Below are 15799 nucleotides of genomic sequence, written 5' to 3'. Positions count from 1 at the left end.
TGAATGCTTTGGCAACATCAACTGTAAGTGAGGAACTTTTTTCAATCGTAAAAGAGGGCACAGTTACTTCTCCTAAAGGATTTGAAGCTGGTGGGTTTCATGCAGGTTTAAAACGAAAGCGTAAGGATCTTGGCTGGATTAAATCCGTTGTACCAGCGAATGCTGCAGGAGTGTTTACAATGAATACTTTCCAGGCACCACCATTAAAAGTGACAAAAGAAAGTTTAGTAGATGGAAAACTTCAAGGGCTGATCGTTAATTCAGGAAACGCCAATGCATTTACAGGAAAGAAAGGACTTGAGGACGCATATGAAATGCGTAAACAATTTGCAACTGTGATGGGGCTGAAAGAAACGGAAACGGCTGTTACTTCGACAGGAGTCATTGGAGAGTATTTGCCAATGGAAGCCATTAGCAAAGGGATCCACGATATCCCTAATTATAAAGCGAAAGCGTCAGGCGCTGATTTTGCGGAAGCAATTGTTACGACAGATACGATAACGAAGCAGGTAGCTGTAACATGTGAGATCAATGGAAAAACGGTTACCATTGGCGGCGCTGCAAAAGGATCAGGAATGATCAAGCCCAACATGGCCACGATGCTGGCTTTTGTAACGACCGATGCAGAAGTAGAAAATAACGCTCTTCAGTCCGCATTAAGCTCTGTGACAGACACGACTTATAACATGATCACAGTTGATGGTGAAACGAGTACAAATGATATGGTCCTTTTGCTAGCAAATGGGCAGGCGGAGAATGAAGAGTTATCAGAAAATCATCCTGAGTGGCAAACGTTTTTAAGTTCGCTTGAATATGTTTGTCAGCAGTTAGCGAAATTGATCGCTAAAGATGGCGAAGGGGCTACTAAACTCGTAGAAGTTCACGTAAAAGGTGCGAAAACAGAAAAAGGCGCAAAAGCAATCGCAAAATCTGTCGTTGGGTCTAGTTTAGTAAAAACCGCCATTTATGGAACTGATGCAAACTGGGGACGCATTGTTTGTGCGATTGGCTACAGTGGTGAATCTGTCCAAGAAGATTCTCTTTCCATATCACTTGGACCAATTAAAGTAGTGGATTATGGGATGACAACGGAGTTTAGTGAGGAAGAGGCAAAAACTTATTTAGAAAACGAGAACATTCATATCTCTATTGACTTGCATAACGGATACGAAGAAGCAACAGCATGGGGGTGTGACCTTTCTTATGACTATGTCAGAATCAATGCCTCTTACAGAACATAATCAGAAGTATTTTGTTATTAAATGTGGTGGAAGTATATTAAATCAGCTTCCAGACTCATTTTATCTTGACCTAGTAGCTATGAAAAAACAAGGTTATCATCCCGTACTCGTTCATGGTGGAGGCCCTGAAATCTCAAGGATACTTGATAAGCTATCAATTCAGACAACGTTTATAGATGGACTACGTGTCACAACGGATGAGATGGTCGATACAGTTGAAATGGTACTGAGCGGTAAGGTGAATAAGCAGCTCGTCCGGAAGATCCACCTTGCAGGAGCGAAAGCCATTGGTATCAGTGGCGTAGATGGAAAGCTGTTTACATGCAAACAGTCTAGAGAATCACTAGGCCGTGTTGGTGAGGTCATTCATGTCGATAAATCACTAATTGAACAACTCTCTCAAGCTGGATACATACCGGTTGTCTCACCAATCAGTATGGATGAAGTTGGCGAGACACTTAACATAAATGGGGATGAAGCCGCATCAGCTGTCGCTCAGGCGCTACATGCAGATATTTGTCTCGTTAGTGATACGCCGGGTGTGTATGAAGCAGTTGACGACCAGAAAGTTATTTTCAGAACGCTAGATGAGCAAAAAATAACAAGTTTAATAGAAAAAGGCACGATTATTGGTGGGATGATCCCAAAAGTGAAGGGAGCGATTGCCGCTCTTTCGGATAAAGTCTCCTCTGTCACAATTCTTGATGGTAGAGAAGAGAATGCCCTGCTAAAAGCAGTCTCACATGAACCTGTTGGAACACGAATTGTTCGAAAGGAGTTTGAGAATGTCACTAACTAAAACGTCTAAACCAAGCATCATGCAAACCTATAATCGACTTCCGATTACTGCTGTTAAAGGTGAGGGAAGCTTCCTATATAGCGAAGGCGGAACAAAGTACCTTGATTTCACTTCCGGAATTGCCACATGTAATCTCGGTCATCAACCAGAAGCGATCAAAAAAGTTGTATCAGATCAGTTGAATCTCTTGTGGCATTGTTCGAATTTATACCATATCCCAAAACAGCAGGAACTCGCTGACGTCTTAACGGCAGAAAGCTGTTTTGACCAGGTATTCTTCTGTAATAGCGGTACGGAAGCGAATGAAGCAGCGATAAAGCTCGTTCGAAAATGGAGCGGTCAAGAAACAATTGCAACGTTCACGAAGTCCTTCCATGGGAGAACGCTAGGTTCCCTTTCTGCTACAGCTCAATCAAACCTTCAAGATGGATTTGGCTCTATGCTTCCTGGTTTTGAATACTTTCCTTACAACGATTTTAATCGTTTATCAGAAATCGAGAAACTAAAACCAGCAGCCGTCATGTTAGAACTCGTCCAGGGAGAAGGAGGCGTTCGTCCAGCAGATCAGGAGTGGATCTCCGAGCTCGTGTCGATTTGTAAATCCAACAATATTCTTATCGTCGTTGATGAAGTGCAAACCGGGATGGGTCGAACCGGTACACTATTTGCTCATGAGCAATATGGGTTTGAACCTGATATTATGACGCTTGCAAAAGGGTTGGGTTCAGGATTCCCGATTGGTGCGATGCTTGCGAAGGAAAGCGTATCGTCAACATTTGGTCCAGGAACTCACGGAAGTACATTTGGGGGAAATCCACTTGCTTCTGCCGCTGCGACTGAGACGGTAAAAGAGATCGTTTCTTTACTTAACAACGCAAAAGAAATGGGAGACATGCTTATAAATGAAATAAAAAGTTTATCGAAGCAGCACAAATCCATCATTGAAGTGAGGGGGCTAGGTTTACTTTTAGGAATTGAAGTGGCGGATGCCGCGCCTTTTGTAAGTAAGCTTAGAGAAAAAGACGTTCTTGTTTTAAGTGCAGGACCTAATGTCATTCGCATTCTTCCACCTCTTAATGTAAGTAAGAAAGAAGTAGAGCAATTTTTGGAGAATCTAACCGACGTTTTTAAGTCAGCTGAAGAGGAGAATAAGGCATGAAAAAGGGCTATCTTGTATTAGAAAACGGAGCAGTGTTTGAAGGCGATCTTATAGGGGCTTTAGAAGCTTCTGGTGAAGTTGTTTTCAATACAAGCATGACTGGTTATCAAGAGATTGTATCGGATCCTTCTTATGCTGGGCAAATCATCGTCTTTTGTTACCCACAAATCGGTAACTATGGAATAAATCATCTTGATAGTGAAAGTGACCACCTTCATCTTCACGGTGTTGTAACGGGAGAGCAGTGTGAGGAACCTAGTCATTATTTGGCAACAGGTTCCTTCTCAAATGGTCTATTACAGAATAAAATTCCTTCTTTAACTGGTGTAGACACACGTACCCTCGTTAAAATGCTGCGGGATTATGGAACAATGAAAGGACAGATAACGGCTGAACTTCCTAATAACAACATTGAATGGAAATCAGAGAAATCTTTTGTTCCAAATGTATCAGTAAAAGAAAAAACACATTATCCAGGTGAAGGGCTACACCTTGTGCTGATGGACTATGGGTTTAAGAAATCTATTCTGACGTCACTTCAATCTCTTGGTTGTGCTGTAACAATCATGCCATTTAATACAACTTTTGAGGAAGTTGTTGACCTACATCCAGATGGAGTGGTGTTAAGTAATGGTCCTGGAGATCCAGAAGCATTATCTGCAACTTTTAATACGATTCGGCTTATCAGTGAAAAATATCCAACTTTCGGGATTTGTCTTGGTCATCAGCTTCTCGCTCTTGCACACGGGGCGTCTACTCGAAAGCTAACATTTGGACATCGGGGCTCGAATCATCCGGTGAAGCATTTGGAGACGGGGAAAGTGTTTATCACATCCCAAAACCATGGTTATGAAGTCGTACAGGAGACCTTAGAAGATACAGGGTTTGCGCTTACTTTTGTTAATTTAAATGATGGAACCGTTGAAGGATTAAAACATCAACATTACAACATTCAATCGGTTCAATTCCATCCAGAAGCACACGCGGGACCTTCAGATACAGCCTTTTTGTTCGACGCATTTATGAACCAGATTACGAGAACAGGAGACCAGCACTATGCCTTTACGTAAAGAGTTGAAAAAAGTTGTCATTTTAGGATCTGGCCCTATTGTCATTGGTCAGGCAGCAGAATTTGATTATGCAGGTACACAGGCGTGCCTGGCACTAAAAGAAGAGGGGATTGAGGTTGTTTTAATAAATAGCAATCCAGCCACCATTATGACGGATTCATCGATCGCGGACCATGTTTATATGGAACCAATGACGCTTCCTTATGTAGAGGAAATCCTCAAAAAAGAAAAGCCTGATGGCATTATTGGCACACTTGGTGGTCAAACAGGTTTAAATCTTGTCGTAGAGCTTTATGAAAAGGGGATTCTAGAAAAGTTGAATGTGGAACTTCTTGGCACCTCTGTTGAATCTATTCAAAATGGGGAAGACCGCGAGAAGTTTAGACAACTCATGCTTGATATCGGCGAACCAGTACCTGAGTCGAAAATTGCCGTGACAAGAGAAGAGGCGTTAACATTCGCTCGAGAAATTGGCTATCCGATCATGGTTAGACCAGCCTATACAATGGGTGGTGAAGGCGGTGGATTTGCAGCTGATGACAACGCTTTGCTTGAAATTGTTGATCGCGGCCTTTCCTTAAGTCCTATTCACCAGGTACTCATTGAAAAAAGCATGCTTGGTTGGAAAGAAATCGAATATGAAGTGATGCGTGACGAAAACGATACGTGTATGATCGTCTGTAACATGGAAAATATGGACCCTGTTGGAATTCATACAGGGGATTCGATTGTTGTTGCACCATCTCAAACGCTGAATGATTACCAATACCAGATGCTGCGAAACGTTTCGTTGAAAGTGATTCGCGCCATTGATGTTATTGGTGGTTGTAATATTCAAATTGGATTAAACCCTGAATCAAACGATTATTACATCATTGAGGTGAATCCGCGGGTAAGTCGTTCATCTGCATTAGCTTCTAAAGCTACTGGCTATCCGATTGCACGTATGGCTGCAAAATGTGCCATTGGCTTTACATTAGATGAGCTTCCAAATCCAATTACAGGTAATACTTATGCAGCATTCGAACCTGCCCTTGATTATTTAGTTGTCAAAATACCGAGGTTCCCATTTGATAAGTTTCCTGAAGGTGATCGCGTACTTGGAACGCAGATGAAAGCAACAGGAGAAGTGATGGCAATTGATCGAAGTTTTGAAGGTGCTTTAAACAAAGCTGTTCGATCTCTTGAGAGTGGTCATCAATCATTAACAGGCTTATATGAAGAGGTAAGTCAAGAATATTTAAATGAACAGCTAATGACGCCAACAGATGAAAGACTTTTTTTAATTAGTGAAGCTTTTCGAAGAGGTTATTCTGTAGAGGACATTCAATCACTTACAGCCATTGATAGCTGGTTTCTTCACAAGGTGAAGCGAATTGTTGAAGCGGAAGTAAAGATAATGAATCAAACCGATCTTTCTAAAGAATTGCTGATTCATGTTAAGCAATTAAACGTTAGTGATGCCTACATTTCGAAAGCAACTGGAAAAACGATCGATTCGATCATGAGTATGTGTAAAGAAGCTGGCATTCAGAGGGGAATGAAGCAAGTTGATACCTGTGCGGGTGAGTTTGAAGCAATCACACCTTATTTCTACTCGACGTATTTAGGGAGCGATGAGATGGAGCAGATCAGTGAGCCAGGCATCCTCGTTCTTGGTTCAGGACCCATTCGAATCGGGCAAGGTGTGGAGTTTGACTATTGCTCCGTTCACGCGACACAGGCAGTGAAGAAGTTAGGCTATCGTGCGATTGTTATGAATAATAACCCTGAAACGGTTAGTACAGATTATAGCGTTGCAGATCGTCTTTACTTTGAGCCGCTCTCACTTGAAGATGTCCTTGCGGTTATCGAGAAGGACCATATTATAGGAGTGGCCGTACAATTTGGTGGTCAAACGGCTGTTAATTTAGCGGAAGAGTTGCACGAGCGCGGAGTTCCAATCCTCGGTACACCTGTTGAGAACATTAATAAAGTAGAGGACCGAGATCAATTTTATCAATTGTTGGATTCTCTTTCGATTCCTTATATTGAAGGGAAAATGGCTTACCAGCCAGATGAAATGGAGGAGCTTGCCGCAGAGTTAGGATTCCCGATCATTGTAAGACCTTCCTATGTGATAGGCGGACAAAACATGTTTATCTTCCGTCATATGGATGAACTGAAACGGTATACGCAAAAATTAGAGAGCAGTCCAAAGAAAATGTGGCCATTCCTTCTCGACCGCTTTGTGGAAGGAATTGAATGTGAAGTCGATGTGATTTGCGATGGAGAATCAATCGCCATTCCTGGCATTATGGAGCACCTTGAACGAGCGGGCGTTCATTCTGGAGATAGCACAGCGATTTATCCACCTGTATCCATTACAGAAGAGCAGAAAGAAACGATTACGATGTATTCTGAAAAGCTATCTAAAGCGCTCGAATGTCGAGGGTTAATGAATATTCAATTTGTTATCGATCAAGGTATTATTCATGTTCTTGAAATTAATCCAAGATCTTCGAGAACGGTTCCTGTTATCAGTAAAGTAACGAACATCCCAATGGTTGAATGGGCGATTAAAGCTCAATTGCAAAGTAACTCATTAGAAGCAACGGGATTATTAGAAGAAAAACCTTATTACACGGTGAAGTTCCCTATCTTTTCAAATGGAAAGTTAAAAAACGTTGACCATGTTCTTGGACCAGAGATGAAATCTACAGGAGAAGTCCTTGCTATGGCAAAAACATCGGAAGAAGCATTAAGAAAAGCGATTGTACCAACGTGGAATCCGAATAAGCTACCTTCTTCAATACTATGTTCGATTAGTGAAGAACATAAAGAAGCTGCTTGTGATGTACTAATGAAGCTTAAAGAAAAAGGTGTCACAATATACGCAACTTCTGGAACAGCCAAATTGTTAAATGAAAAAGGCATCCACTCAATCGAGATTAAAAAAGATTTAGATGAAGTTGAGGCGCTAATGAAAGAAGAGCTAAGCGCAGTGGTTTCGATTCCGACAATTGGCAGAGAAAAAGAACGTTCTGGATTTCAAATGCGCGCACTCGCCACAAGGTATAAAATTCCTTGTTTTACGCATATTGACACGCTTCAGTTATTGGTCTTAGAAGGATCAAAAACACTTGAAGTTAACAGTCTAGCGCATTGGCACCAAATGAAAGTAACCCCAATCGGGCAGGAAGGATGATTGAATGATGCAGTCGGTAAAAACGGAAAATGAAATCGCAGAAGGAATGAAGGGGAAAGATTTTCTAACGATCGCTGAACTGAGCAGTGAGGAGATTCATTATCTGCTGCAAGAAGCTGAACAGTTGAAAAAGCTTCAAAAGGAAGGGATTCCTCATGAAGAATTAAAGGGAAAAGTGCTTGGGATGATCTTCGAAAAGTCATCAACAAGAACGCGTGTGTCATTTGAAGTAGCGATGCTTCAGCTTGGCGGGCATGCTTTGTTTCTTAGTTCGAAAGACATCCAGCTTGGAAGAGGTGAGACGGTTGAAGACACCGCTAATGTGCTAGCAGGGTACCTTGACGGAGTAATGATTCGAACATTTGGTCATGAGACGATTGAACGTTTTGCGAAAGCTTCATCCGTTCCTGTTATTAACGGCTTAACAGATACACATCATCCAGCACAAATTCTTGCTGATTTACTAACGATTATCGAGCATAAAGGTCATTTAAGTGGATTGAAAGCAGCTTATTTTGGAGATGGAAACAATGTGGCTCATTCACTTATTGAAGGGGCAGCGAAAGTGGGCATGAATTTCACTATCGCCTGTCCACCAGGGTATGAACCAGATGAAGCGATCGTAGCGACAGCGAACGAAGTAGCAAAAGCAAATGGTTCGGTCATTGAGGTAACTGCTGATCCCCTTGCAGCTGCTAAGGATGCGGATGTTCTTATTACCGATGTTTGGGCGAGTATGGGGCAAGAAGACGAGCAAGCTGAACGCGAGGGCGTTTTCGAACCTTATCAGGTGAATGAGGAGTTATGCATAAATGCTGATGAAAACTACATCTTTATGCATTGCCTTCCAGCGCATAGAGGAGAAGAGGTTACAGCGGAAATTATCGATGGTTCTCATTCAGTTGTATACCAGGAAGCAGAGAATCGTCTCCACGCTCAAAAAGCACTTTTAAAACTTTTATTAAAAAGTTAAATTTTTTTCGTGCAATTTGAATAAATATACGTTATCATAGATATTAATACAAAGATAGGGAGTGGATGAAATGGCAAAAGAGAAAATCATTCTTGCTTATTCCGGAGGTCTTGATACCTCCATTTCGATAAAATGGTTAGAAGAAAAATATGGATACGAGGTTATTGCTCTTGGACTTGACGTGGGTGAAGGGAAAGATCTAGAAACGATCAAGGAAAAGGCACTGAATGTGGGTGCCTCAAAAGCTTATATGATTGAAGCGAAAGAACTTCTTGCTGAGAACTATCTTTTACCAGCACTAAAAGCAAATGCATTATACGAAGGGAAATACCCGCTATCCTCAGCACTGTCACGTCCCCTCATTTCAAAGCTTCTCGTTGAAGCGGCTGAACGTGAAGGAGCTACGGCAGTGGCACATGGATGTACAGGAAAAGGAAATGATCAGGTTCGCTTTGAAGTATCGATTCAAGCGTTGAATCCGGACTTGAAAGTGATCGCTCCTGTTCGTGAATGGGGAATGACGCGTGATGAACAGATTGCTTACGCACAAGAAAAAGGGATTCCGGTTCCAGTTAAACTTGATAATCCATTTTCAATTGATGCCAACATTTGGGGACGTGCATGTGAAGCGGGTGTACTTGAAGATCCGTGGCAAGAAGCTCCAGAAGCCGCATTTGATTGGACAGCACCAATTCACCTAACACCAGATGAACCTGAATACATTGAGATCGATTTTGAAGAAGGTCGCCCAACTGCTTTGAATGGTCAACAAATGGGGCTCGTTGACTTAATTGAAAAGTTAAATGAAATTGGTGGGGTTCATGGCATAGGACGTATCGATCATATCGAAAACCGTCTTGTTGGAATTAAATCCAGAGAAGTATATGAAAACCCAGGAGCACTCATTTTAATTAACGCTCACAAAGAATTGGAATTTTTAACTCATACGCGTGAAGTATCACAGTTCAAAACGACGATTGATCAGCAGCTGTCAAAATTAATTTATGACGGACTCTGGTACTCACCACTTCGTCAGGCGCTTGAAGGGTTCATTAACGAAACCCAGAAAGTAGTAAGTGGTAAGATTCGTCTTAAACTACACAAAGGGTCAAACACAGTAGTTGGACGTAAGTCAGAGAACTCTCTCTATAACGAACAACTTGCAACATATCTTAAAGGTGACCTCTTTGATCATGACGCTGCAGTTGGATTCATTAAACTATGGGGATTACCTACAAAAGTGAATGCGGAAGTTCATAAGAAACAAAAAGTAACTCAATAAGGAGATGTTAGTGTGTCTAAGCTATGGGGTGGACGCTTTACGAAAGAAACGAATAAGCTTGTAGAAGAATATACAGCTTCGATCCAGTATGATAAAGAACTAGCAGAAGAAGATATCGAAGGCAGTCTGGCCCATGTTCAGATGCTTAGTGAATGCGGTGTGATTAGTTCCTCTGACATGGAAGAAATCAAGCGAGGCTTACATGTTGTTCTTGAGAACATTCAGAATGGAACGTTTGAATACGATGTATCTCAAGAAGACATTCATATGAACATTGAAAAAGCACTCATTGATGAAATAGGACCTGTTGGAGGAAAGCTGCATACCGGTAGAAGTCGTAATGACCAGGTTGCAACGGATATGCATATGTACCTTATAAAAAAGGTTAACCATTTTATTTCACATATCGAAGAGGTTCAGCAGGCGATTCTAAGCCAGGCTGAATCTCATGTTGAAACTGTTTTACCAGGTTATACACATTTGCAGCGTGCTCAACCTGTATCATTTGCCCATCATATGCTAGCGTATTTCTGGATGTTTGAACGTGATAAGGAAAGATTTCAAGACAGCTTAAAGAGAACGAGTATGTTACCGCTTGGTGCAGGCGCACTAGCTGGAACAACCTTTCCGATTGATCGCCATCGCACGGCAGAACTTTTAGGTTTTGACGCCGTTTATCCGAATAGCATGGACGCAGTTAGTGATCGTGATTTTATTGTCGAGTTTCTTTCAAATGCTTCCATGCTTATGATGCACATGTCCCGTTTGTCGGAAGAAATGGTGATCTGGAGCAGTCAGGAATTTCAATTTATCGAACTAGACGATTCTTTCTGTACGGGATCGAGTATTATGCCCCAGAAAAAGAATCCCGATGTTCCTGAACTTCTTCGTGCGAAAACAGGTCGAGTTTATGGCAATTTGTTTAGCTTGTTAACTGTATTGAAGGGACTACCGCTTGCTTATAACAAAGACATGCAGGAAGACAAGGAAGGCATGTTTGATACAGCTAAGACGCTTGATGGTGCACTTCAACTTTTGGCGCCTATGATTGAAACAATGACTGTAAAGACAGAAAACATGAAGCAAGCGGTTAATGAAGATTATTCTAATGCCACCGATATTGCCGATTACCTTGTGAACAAAGGAATGACGTTCCGTGAGTCACATGAAGTCATTGGAAAGATTGTTCTTTACGGTATCGAGAGAAAGAAATTTTTACTTGATCTTACAATGGAAGAATTTAAATCATTTACGCCATTATTTGAAGAAGATGTTTTTGAAGTGCTTAAGCCTGCTAATGTGATGAATGCAAGAAAAAGCTATGGAGGAACTTCGCCAGAACAAATCGCAATTCAGATTCGCTTAGCCCATGATCATTTAAATGTAAAAGAAAACGCATAAAGGGCCCTATCCGATAGGATAAGACCCTCATGAAGAAGGAAGTTATTAGCGTTTGCTAAACAAGCGATGGGGTAGAACGGTAGTTGTCTTTTGGAGACACCTCTTTCTAATGAAAGTTGTTAGAGCCTTGTTTTACCAACAGAGTAGTTCAACGCGACCATCTCCTTAAAAGCTTCCGTTTTCCTTATGCACTTTTGTTCTTCCCTCTTCACTAATTATCATGGCCACTTTCATTTCGTTCTATACATGCCTATTCAATTTTTTTTCGGATACTTTTTTTCTGTAAGTGGGAGAATAGAAAGAGATGAAAGGAGGGGTAAGATGGGCCGAGGAAAGGCATTTGATCATAAGAAAAAAGGGATGGAACGCGAAAGACCGAAAACAGCAGATCAAACAAAGTTCCCTCATGAAGCATCAACAGGACATAAAACAATCCGTAATGAAGAACGTGAAGAATAATCCGAGCTTCCTGCACATGCAGGGAGCTTTTTGTTTTTACGAAGCTTGCTTTCTTGAGCTTCATTTCCAAGTCCAGTAAACTTAGTGGTAGATGATTAAAAAGGGGATTTTAATATGGATTCAGTAGGCCTTGTATTAGAAGGCGGAGGGATGAGAGGCGTTTACACGGCAGGCGTTTTAGAGTATATGATGGAGCACGATTTGTATTTTCCTTACGTGATTGGCGTATCTGCTGGTGCTTGTAATGCAGCTTCATACCTTTCAAGGCAAAATGGAAGGAACCGCACAGTACTTATTGATTATGTCAATCATCCGGAGTATATCTCTTACAAAAATTTAATTCGTAAAAAACAACTTTTTGGTATGGATTTAATCTTTGATGAGATTCCTTCCATGCACGTACCTTTTGACTTTAATGCATTTCAAAATGCGACGGAGCAATTTGTCATTGGTACAACGGATATTACTACCGGGAAACCTTATTATTTTAATAAAAAAGATGATGGTGAACAAATTCTTTCCATTTTAAGAGCTTCAAGTTCACTGCCATTTATGGCTCCGCCTGTTCAGATTAATCATCGTTTTCATCTCGATGGTGGAATTACAGATCCGATTCCAGTTCAAAAATCCGAAGCAGATGGGAATAAAAGTCATGTAGTCGTTTTGACCCGTAATGAAGGATATCGAAAGCAGAAATCAAAGTTATCATGGATGATTCAACGTCTTTATCGAAAAAACCCTGCGCTCGCACAAGCCATTACAAAGCGATATATTCATTACAATCAAACACTTGATCATATAGAAGCAAATCGGGAGAATTATTTTATCATTCAACCTTCCTCACCTCTTGAAGTAGCACGGATAGAAAAGTCACAGCTTCGTCTCACGACTTTATACAATCAAGGATATGAAGAGATGAAAAGGCATCATAAAGAACTAGAAGGTTGGCTTGAAAAGAGGGTATTAGCGAACGAAACAGTTTGAATGTGTGATCATATGTTTAATCATATGGCAAACTTGGGAACAGTTCACCAACACTATGTAGGAGGTCTTTCAAGTGAAAAGCTATCAATTATACATTAACGGTGAATTTACTAACAGTCATTCAGAAGAAATGCTCGACGTGATCAATCCAGCGACAGAAGAAGTGATTTCAAGAATTCCAAAAAGTGATGAGAAGGACGTGCAACGTGCAATAGAAGCCGCTAAAGCCTCCCAAAGAGATTGGGAAAAGAAACCTTCCATTGAACGAGCGGAATACTTATATAAGATTGCCGATAAAGTAGAAGAGAAAAAAGAGACGTTTATTAACATGTTAACTGAAGAAAATGGTAAAACAGTAGATGCTTCAAAGGCTGAAGTAGACTTAACGATTGATTATTTCCGCTATATGGCAGGCTGGGCAAGAAGGTACGAAGGAGAAGTACTACCAAGTGATCGACCAAATGAAAATATTCTTGTTCTGAAAAAACCAATTGGAATTGTTGGCGGTATCGTTCCATGGAACTTCCCAATGTTTATCTTTGCTCGAAAGGTAGCACCAGCATTTGTCACTGGCTGTCCAATTATTATTAAACCAAGTCAATATACGCCAAATACAGCATGTGAGCTAGCAAGTATCATCCATGAAATTGGCGTTCCAAAAGGAGTATTTAGCTTAGTTACTGGTAAAGGTTCCGATATTGGAACACCACTTGCTTCTTCACCAGACGTACAGATGATTAGTTTAACAGGAAGCTATCCAGCAGGTTCAAAAGTGATGGAAGCAGCGGCTAAAAACATTACTAAAGTGAACTTGGAGCTAGGTGGTAAAGCGCCAGCAATCGTGACAAAACATGCTAACGTTGATCTTGCTGTTGAAAAGATCACGACTTCACGAATTACGAACAACGGTCAGGCTTGTACGAATGCAGAGCGTGTTTATGTTCATGAAGACGTAGCTGAAGAATTCATTTCAAAGATAACAGAAACGTTCAAGAATACAAAAGTTGGGGATTCATTAAAAGAAGATGGATGTGACATTGGTCCACTAGCGAATAAACAGCAAATCGACTCTGTTGAAGAAATGGTGAACAATGCCGTTAAAGCTGGTGCAGTTGTAAAAACAGGTGGGAAGCGTGTAGACCGAGATAAAGGCTTTTTCTTTGAACCAACTGTTTTGACAGATGTATCACAAGATATGAATGTCATTCAAGAAGAAATTTTCGGTCCAGTTTTACCAATTGTTGTTTATAGTGATTTTGATAAAGTGCTAGAAATGGCTAACGACACTTATTACGGTCTTTCTTCATCAATCTTTAGTGATAACATGCATGAAGTCATGAAAGCTTCAAATGTTCTTCGCTATGGTGAAACGTATGTGAACCGCGAGAACTTTGAAGCCGTTCAAGGTTTCCACGCCGGAATGGGCCAATCTGGTATTGGCGGTGCGGATGGAAAACACGGTCTTAATGAATACCTTAAGACTCACGTGATTTATATGGAATATGATCAAGATATTAAATAATGAGAACCGGGCATATGCCCGGTTTTCTAATGTTTGAAGAAAGTTGAATGTAGGGCGTATAATAGGAAGGCAGAGCATTATTAATATGAAGAAAAGAGGGAGAATATGTTTGATTCTCGTATTATAGAGTTTGCTGAGAAATTAGTCCAATACTCAACCAAGGTTCAGCAAGGTGAACATGTGTTAATCGAAGCATTTGATGTAGACAATACTCTTGTACGCAGCATTGTGAAAGAGGTACATAAAGCAGGGGGGTTCCCTCATGTTAACTTGAGAGATAATCAAGTTCTTCGGGAACTGTTGATGAATGCGACTGAAGAACAAATCACGGAGTGGGCTGAGATTGATTTAAATCAGATGAAGAAAATGAATGCTTACATTGGGATACGTGGTTCTGAGAATATTAATGAGCTTTCAGACGTACCAGAAGCGAAAATGGCTTTGTATAATCAAATTTACAAAACAAAAGTTCACAGTAATCAACGTGTGAAGCATACAAAATGGGTTGTTATGAGGTATCCAAATGAATCCATGGCACAGCTTTCTGGCATGAGTACGGAAGCATTTGAGAACTTCTATTTCAATGTTTGCACGATGGATTATGCAAAGATGAGTGAAGCGATGGATTCACTTGTGGATCGTATGAACAAAGCCGATGAGGTTCGAATTGTTTCTCCTGACACAAACCTAAGTTTCTCCATCAAAGATATTCCGGCTGTAAAATGTGCTGGTGAACTTAATATACCTGATGGGGAAGTTTTTACTGCACCAGTTAAGGATAGTGTAAATGGTGTCATTACGTATAATACACCTTCTCCTTACAATGGTTTTGTATTTGAGAATGTCCAGCTTACGTTCGAAAACGGGAAAGTGATCGATGCTGAAGCAAATGATACAGAGAGGCTAAATCAAATTCTCGATACGGATGAAGGAGCTCGGTATATCGGCGAATTTGCGATTGGTGTCAACCCGTTCATTCGTGAGCCAATGAAAGATATTCTATTTGATGAAAAAATAGATGGTTCTTTCCATTTCACACCAGGACAAGCATACGATGAAGCGCCAAACGGCAATGATTCATCTGTTCACTGGGATCTTGTTTTAATTCAACGCCCTGAATATGGTGGCGGTGAAATTTGGTTTGATGATGAGTTAATTCGCAAAGATGGTAAATTTGTTCCAGAAGCACTTCAAGTATTAAATCCAGAAAATCTTAAATAAAGAAGAGAAACGCATCCAATGGATGCGTTTTTTCGTACAGATGACCAATCACATTTTCATCCTTTTGAATATAAATAAAGAAAACTACTTTAGACAGGAAGTGCCTTCCAATGGAAATACATTGTGATGGATGTACGAAGGAGATGAGAGACTGGGAAACCATTCATATGGTGAAGTTCGATAAATGGTATGTTGGTCATTTCAACTGCTTATTGAACTTGAAAAAAAAATTGAATCTCAATAGACCGATTAAGTGGGATAAATTAGAAGGTAAGAAGGATAATCAAAAAGACTCGGATGGGAAAACAGCGAATTAGATTGAGGGGCAAGAAAAGACGCTAACTTTAGGTAGCGTCTTTTCTTGTGATTTTAATATGAAACATCCTCTTTATTCGCCGCTTTCTTCCATAGGAAGAGCTGATTAAATTCGCTGGTGAACTTAATGTGCCTTTTTTAGTAGAAGGAGATCGGTCTATTTCTCTAGACAATATGTAAATGGAA

13 protein-coding genes are annotated in these 15799 nt (G+C 40.7%); all 13 read left to right on the top strand.

Annotated features, from left to right (window positions below):
• The first annotated feature begins 8 nt into the window (after positions 1–8).
• Entirely contained in the window at positions 9–1241 is a 1233-nt protein-coding gene (gene argJ, locus PQ578_RS16355; RefSeq protein WP_273835475.1) for a bifunctional ornithine acetyltransferase/N-acetylglutamate synthase, read from the top strand.
• A complete protein-coding gene (gene argB, locus PQ578_RS16350) occupies positions 1204–2040 on the top strand; it encodes an acetylglutamate kinase (protein ID WP_273835474.1) in 837 nt (278 codons plus the stop codon). The genes argJ and argB overlap by 38 nt, the downstream gene beginning before the upstream one ends.
• A complete protein-coding gene (locus PQ578_RS16345) occupies positions 2027–3199 on the top strand; it encodes an aspartate aminotransferase family protein (RefSeq protein ID WP_273835472.1) in 1173 nt (390 codons plus the stop codon). Before argB ends, PQ578_RS16345 begins: the two co-directional genes overlap by 14 nt.
• Complete coding sequence (locus PQ578_RS16340; protein ID WP_273835470.1) at positions 3196–4269, top strand: carbamoyl phosphate synthase small subunit; 1074 nt, start codon at positions 3196–3198, stop codon at positions 4267–4269. The genes PQ578_RS16345 and PQ578_RS16340 overlap by 4 nt, the downstream gene beginning before the upstream one ends.
• Positions 4256–7456 carry a carbamoyl-phosphate synthase (glutamine-hydrolyzing) large subunit gene (gene carB / locus PQ578_RS16335; protein WP_273835469.1) on the top strand — a complete coding sequence of 1067 codons (3201 nt, stop codon included), beginning with the start codon at positions 4256–4258 and terminating at the stop codon, positions 7454–7456. The genes PQ578_RS16340 and carB overlap by 14 nt, the downstream gene beginning before the upstream one ends.
• A 4-nt stretch (positions 7457–7460) precedes the next feature.
• Positions 7461–8429: an ornithine carbamoyltransferase gene (argF, locus tag PQ578_RS16330; RefSeq protein WP_273835468.1), complete on the top strand. Its 969-nt coding sequence runs from the start codon at positions 7461–7463 to the stop codon at positions 8427–8429.
• A gap of 70 nt (positions 8430–8499) precedes the next feature.
• Positions 8500–9711: an argininosuccinate synthase gene (locus PQ578_RS16325; RefSeq protein ID WP_224880143.1), complete on the top strand. Its 1212-nt coding sequence runs from the start codon at positions 8500–8502 to the stop codon at positions 9709–9711.
• A gap of 12 nt (positions 9712–9723) precedes the next feature.
• Complete coding sequence (argH, locus tag PQ578_RS16320; RefSeq protein WP_273835467.1) at positions 9724–11112, top strand: argininosuccinate lyase; 1389 nt, start codon at positions 9724–9726, stop codon at positions 11110–11112.
• Positions 11113–11433: 321 nt separating this feature from the next.
• Positions 11434–11571 (top strand): hypothetical protein, encoded by a 138-nt coding sequence (locus PQ578_RS16315; protein WP_273835466.1) that lies wholly within the window; start codon positions 11434–11436, stop codon positions 11569–11571.
• Between the two features lie 114 nt (positions 11572–11685).
• A complete protein-coding gene (locus PQ578_RS16310) occupies positions 11686–12555 on the top strand; it encodes a patatin-like phospholipase family protein (RefSeq protein ID WP_273835465.1) in 870 nt (289 codons plus the stop codon).
• 73 nt (positions 12556–12628) lie between these two features.
• On the top strand, positions 12629–14077 hold the full coding sequence (aldA, locus tag PQ578_RS16305; RefSeq protein ID WP_273835464.1) for an aldehyde dehydrogenase: 1449 nt from the start codon (positions 12629–12631) through the stop codon (positions 14075–14077).
• 105 nt (positions 14078–14182) lie between these two features.
• Complete coding sequence (locus PQ578_RS16300; protein WP_273835463.1) at positions 14183–15298, top strand: aminopeptidase; 1116 nt, start codon at positions 14183–14185, stop codon at positions 15296–15298.
• Positions 15299–15408: 110 nt separating this feature from the next.
• Positions 15409–15615, top strand: a complete 207-nt coding sequence (locus tag PQ578_RS16295) for a hypothetical protein (RefSeq protein ID WP_098443633.1) — start codon at positions 15409–15411, stop codon at positions 15613–15615.
• The last annotated feature ends 184 nt before the right edge of the window (positions 15616–15799 follow it).

It is taken from the genome of Guptibacillus sedimenti, assembly GCF_028610665.1.
Classification (GTDB): domain Bacteria; phylum Bacillota; class Bacilli; order Bacillales; family Guptibacillaceae; genus Guptibacillus; species Guptibacillus sedimenti.
The sequence above is the reverse complement of the archived record's forward strand: the minus strand, read 5'-3'. Positions and strand labels throughout refer to the sequence as shown.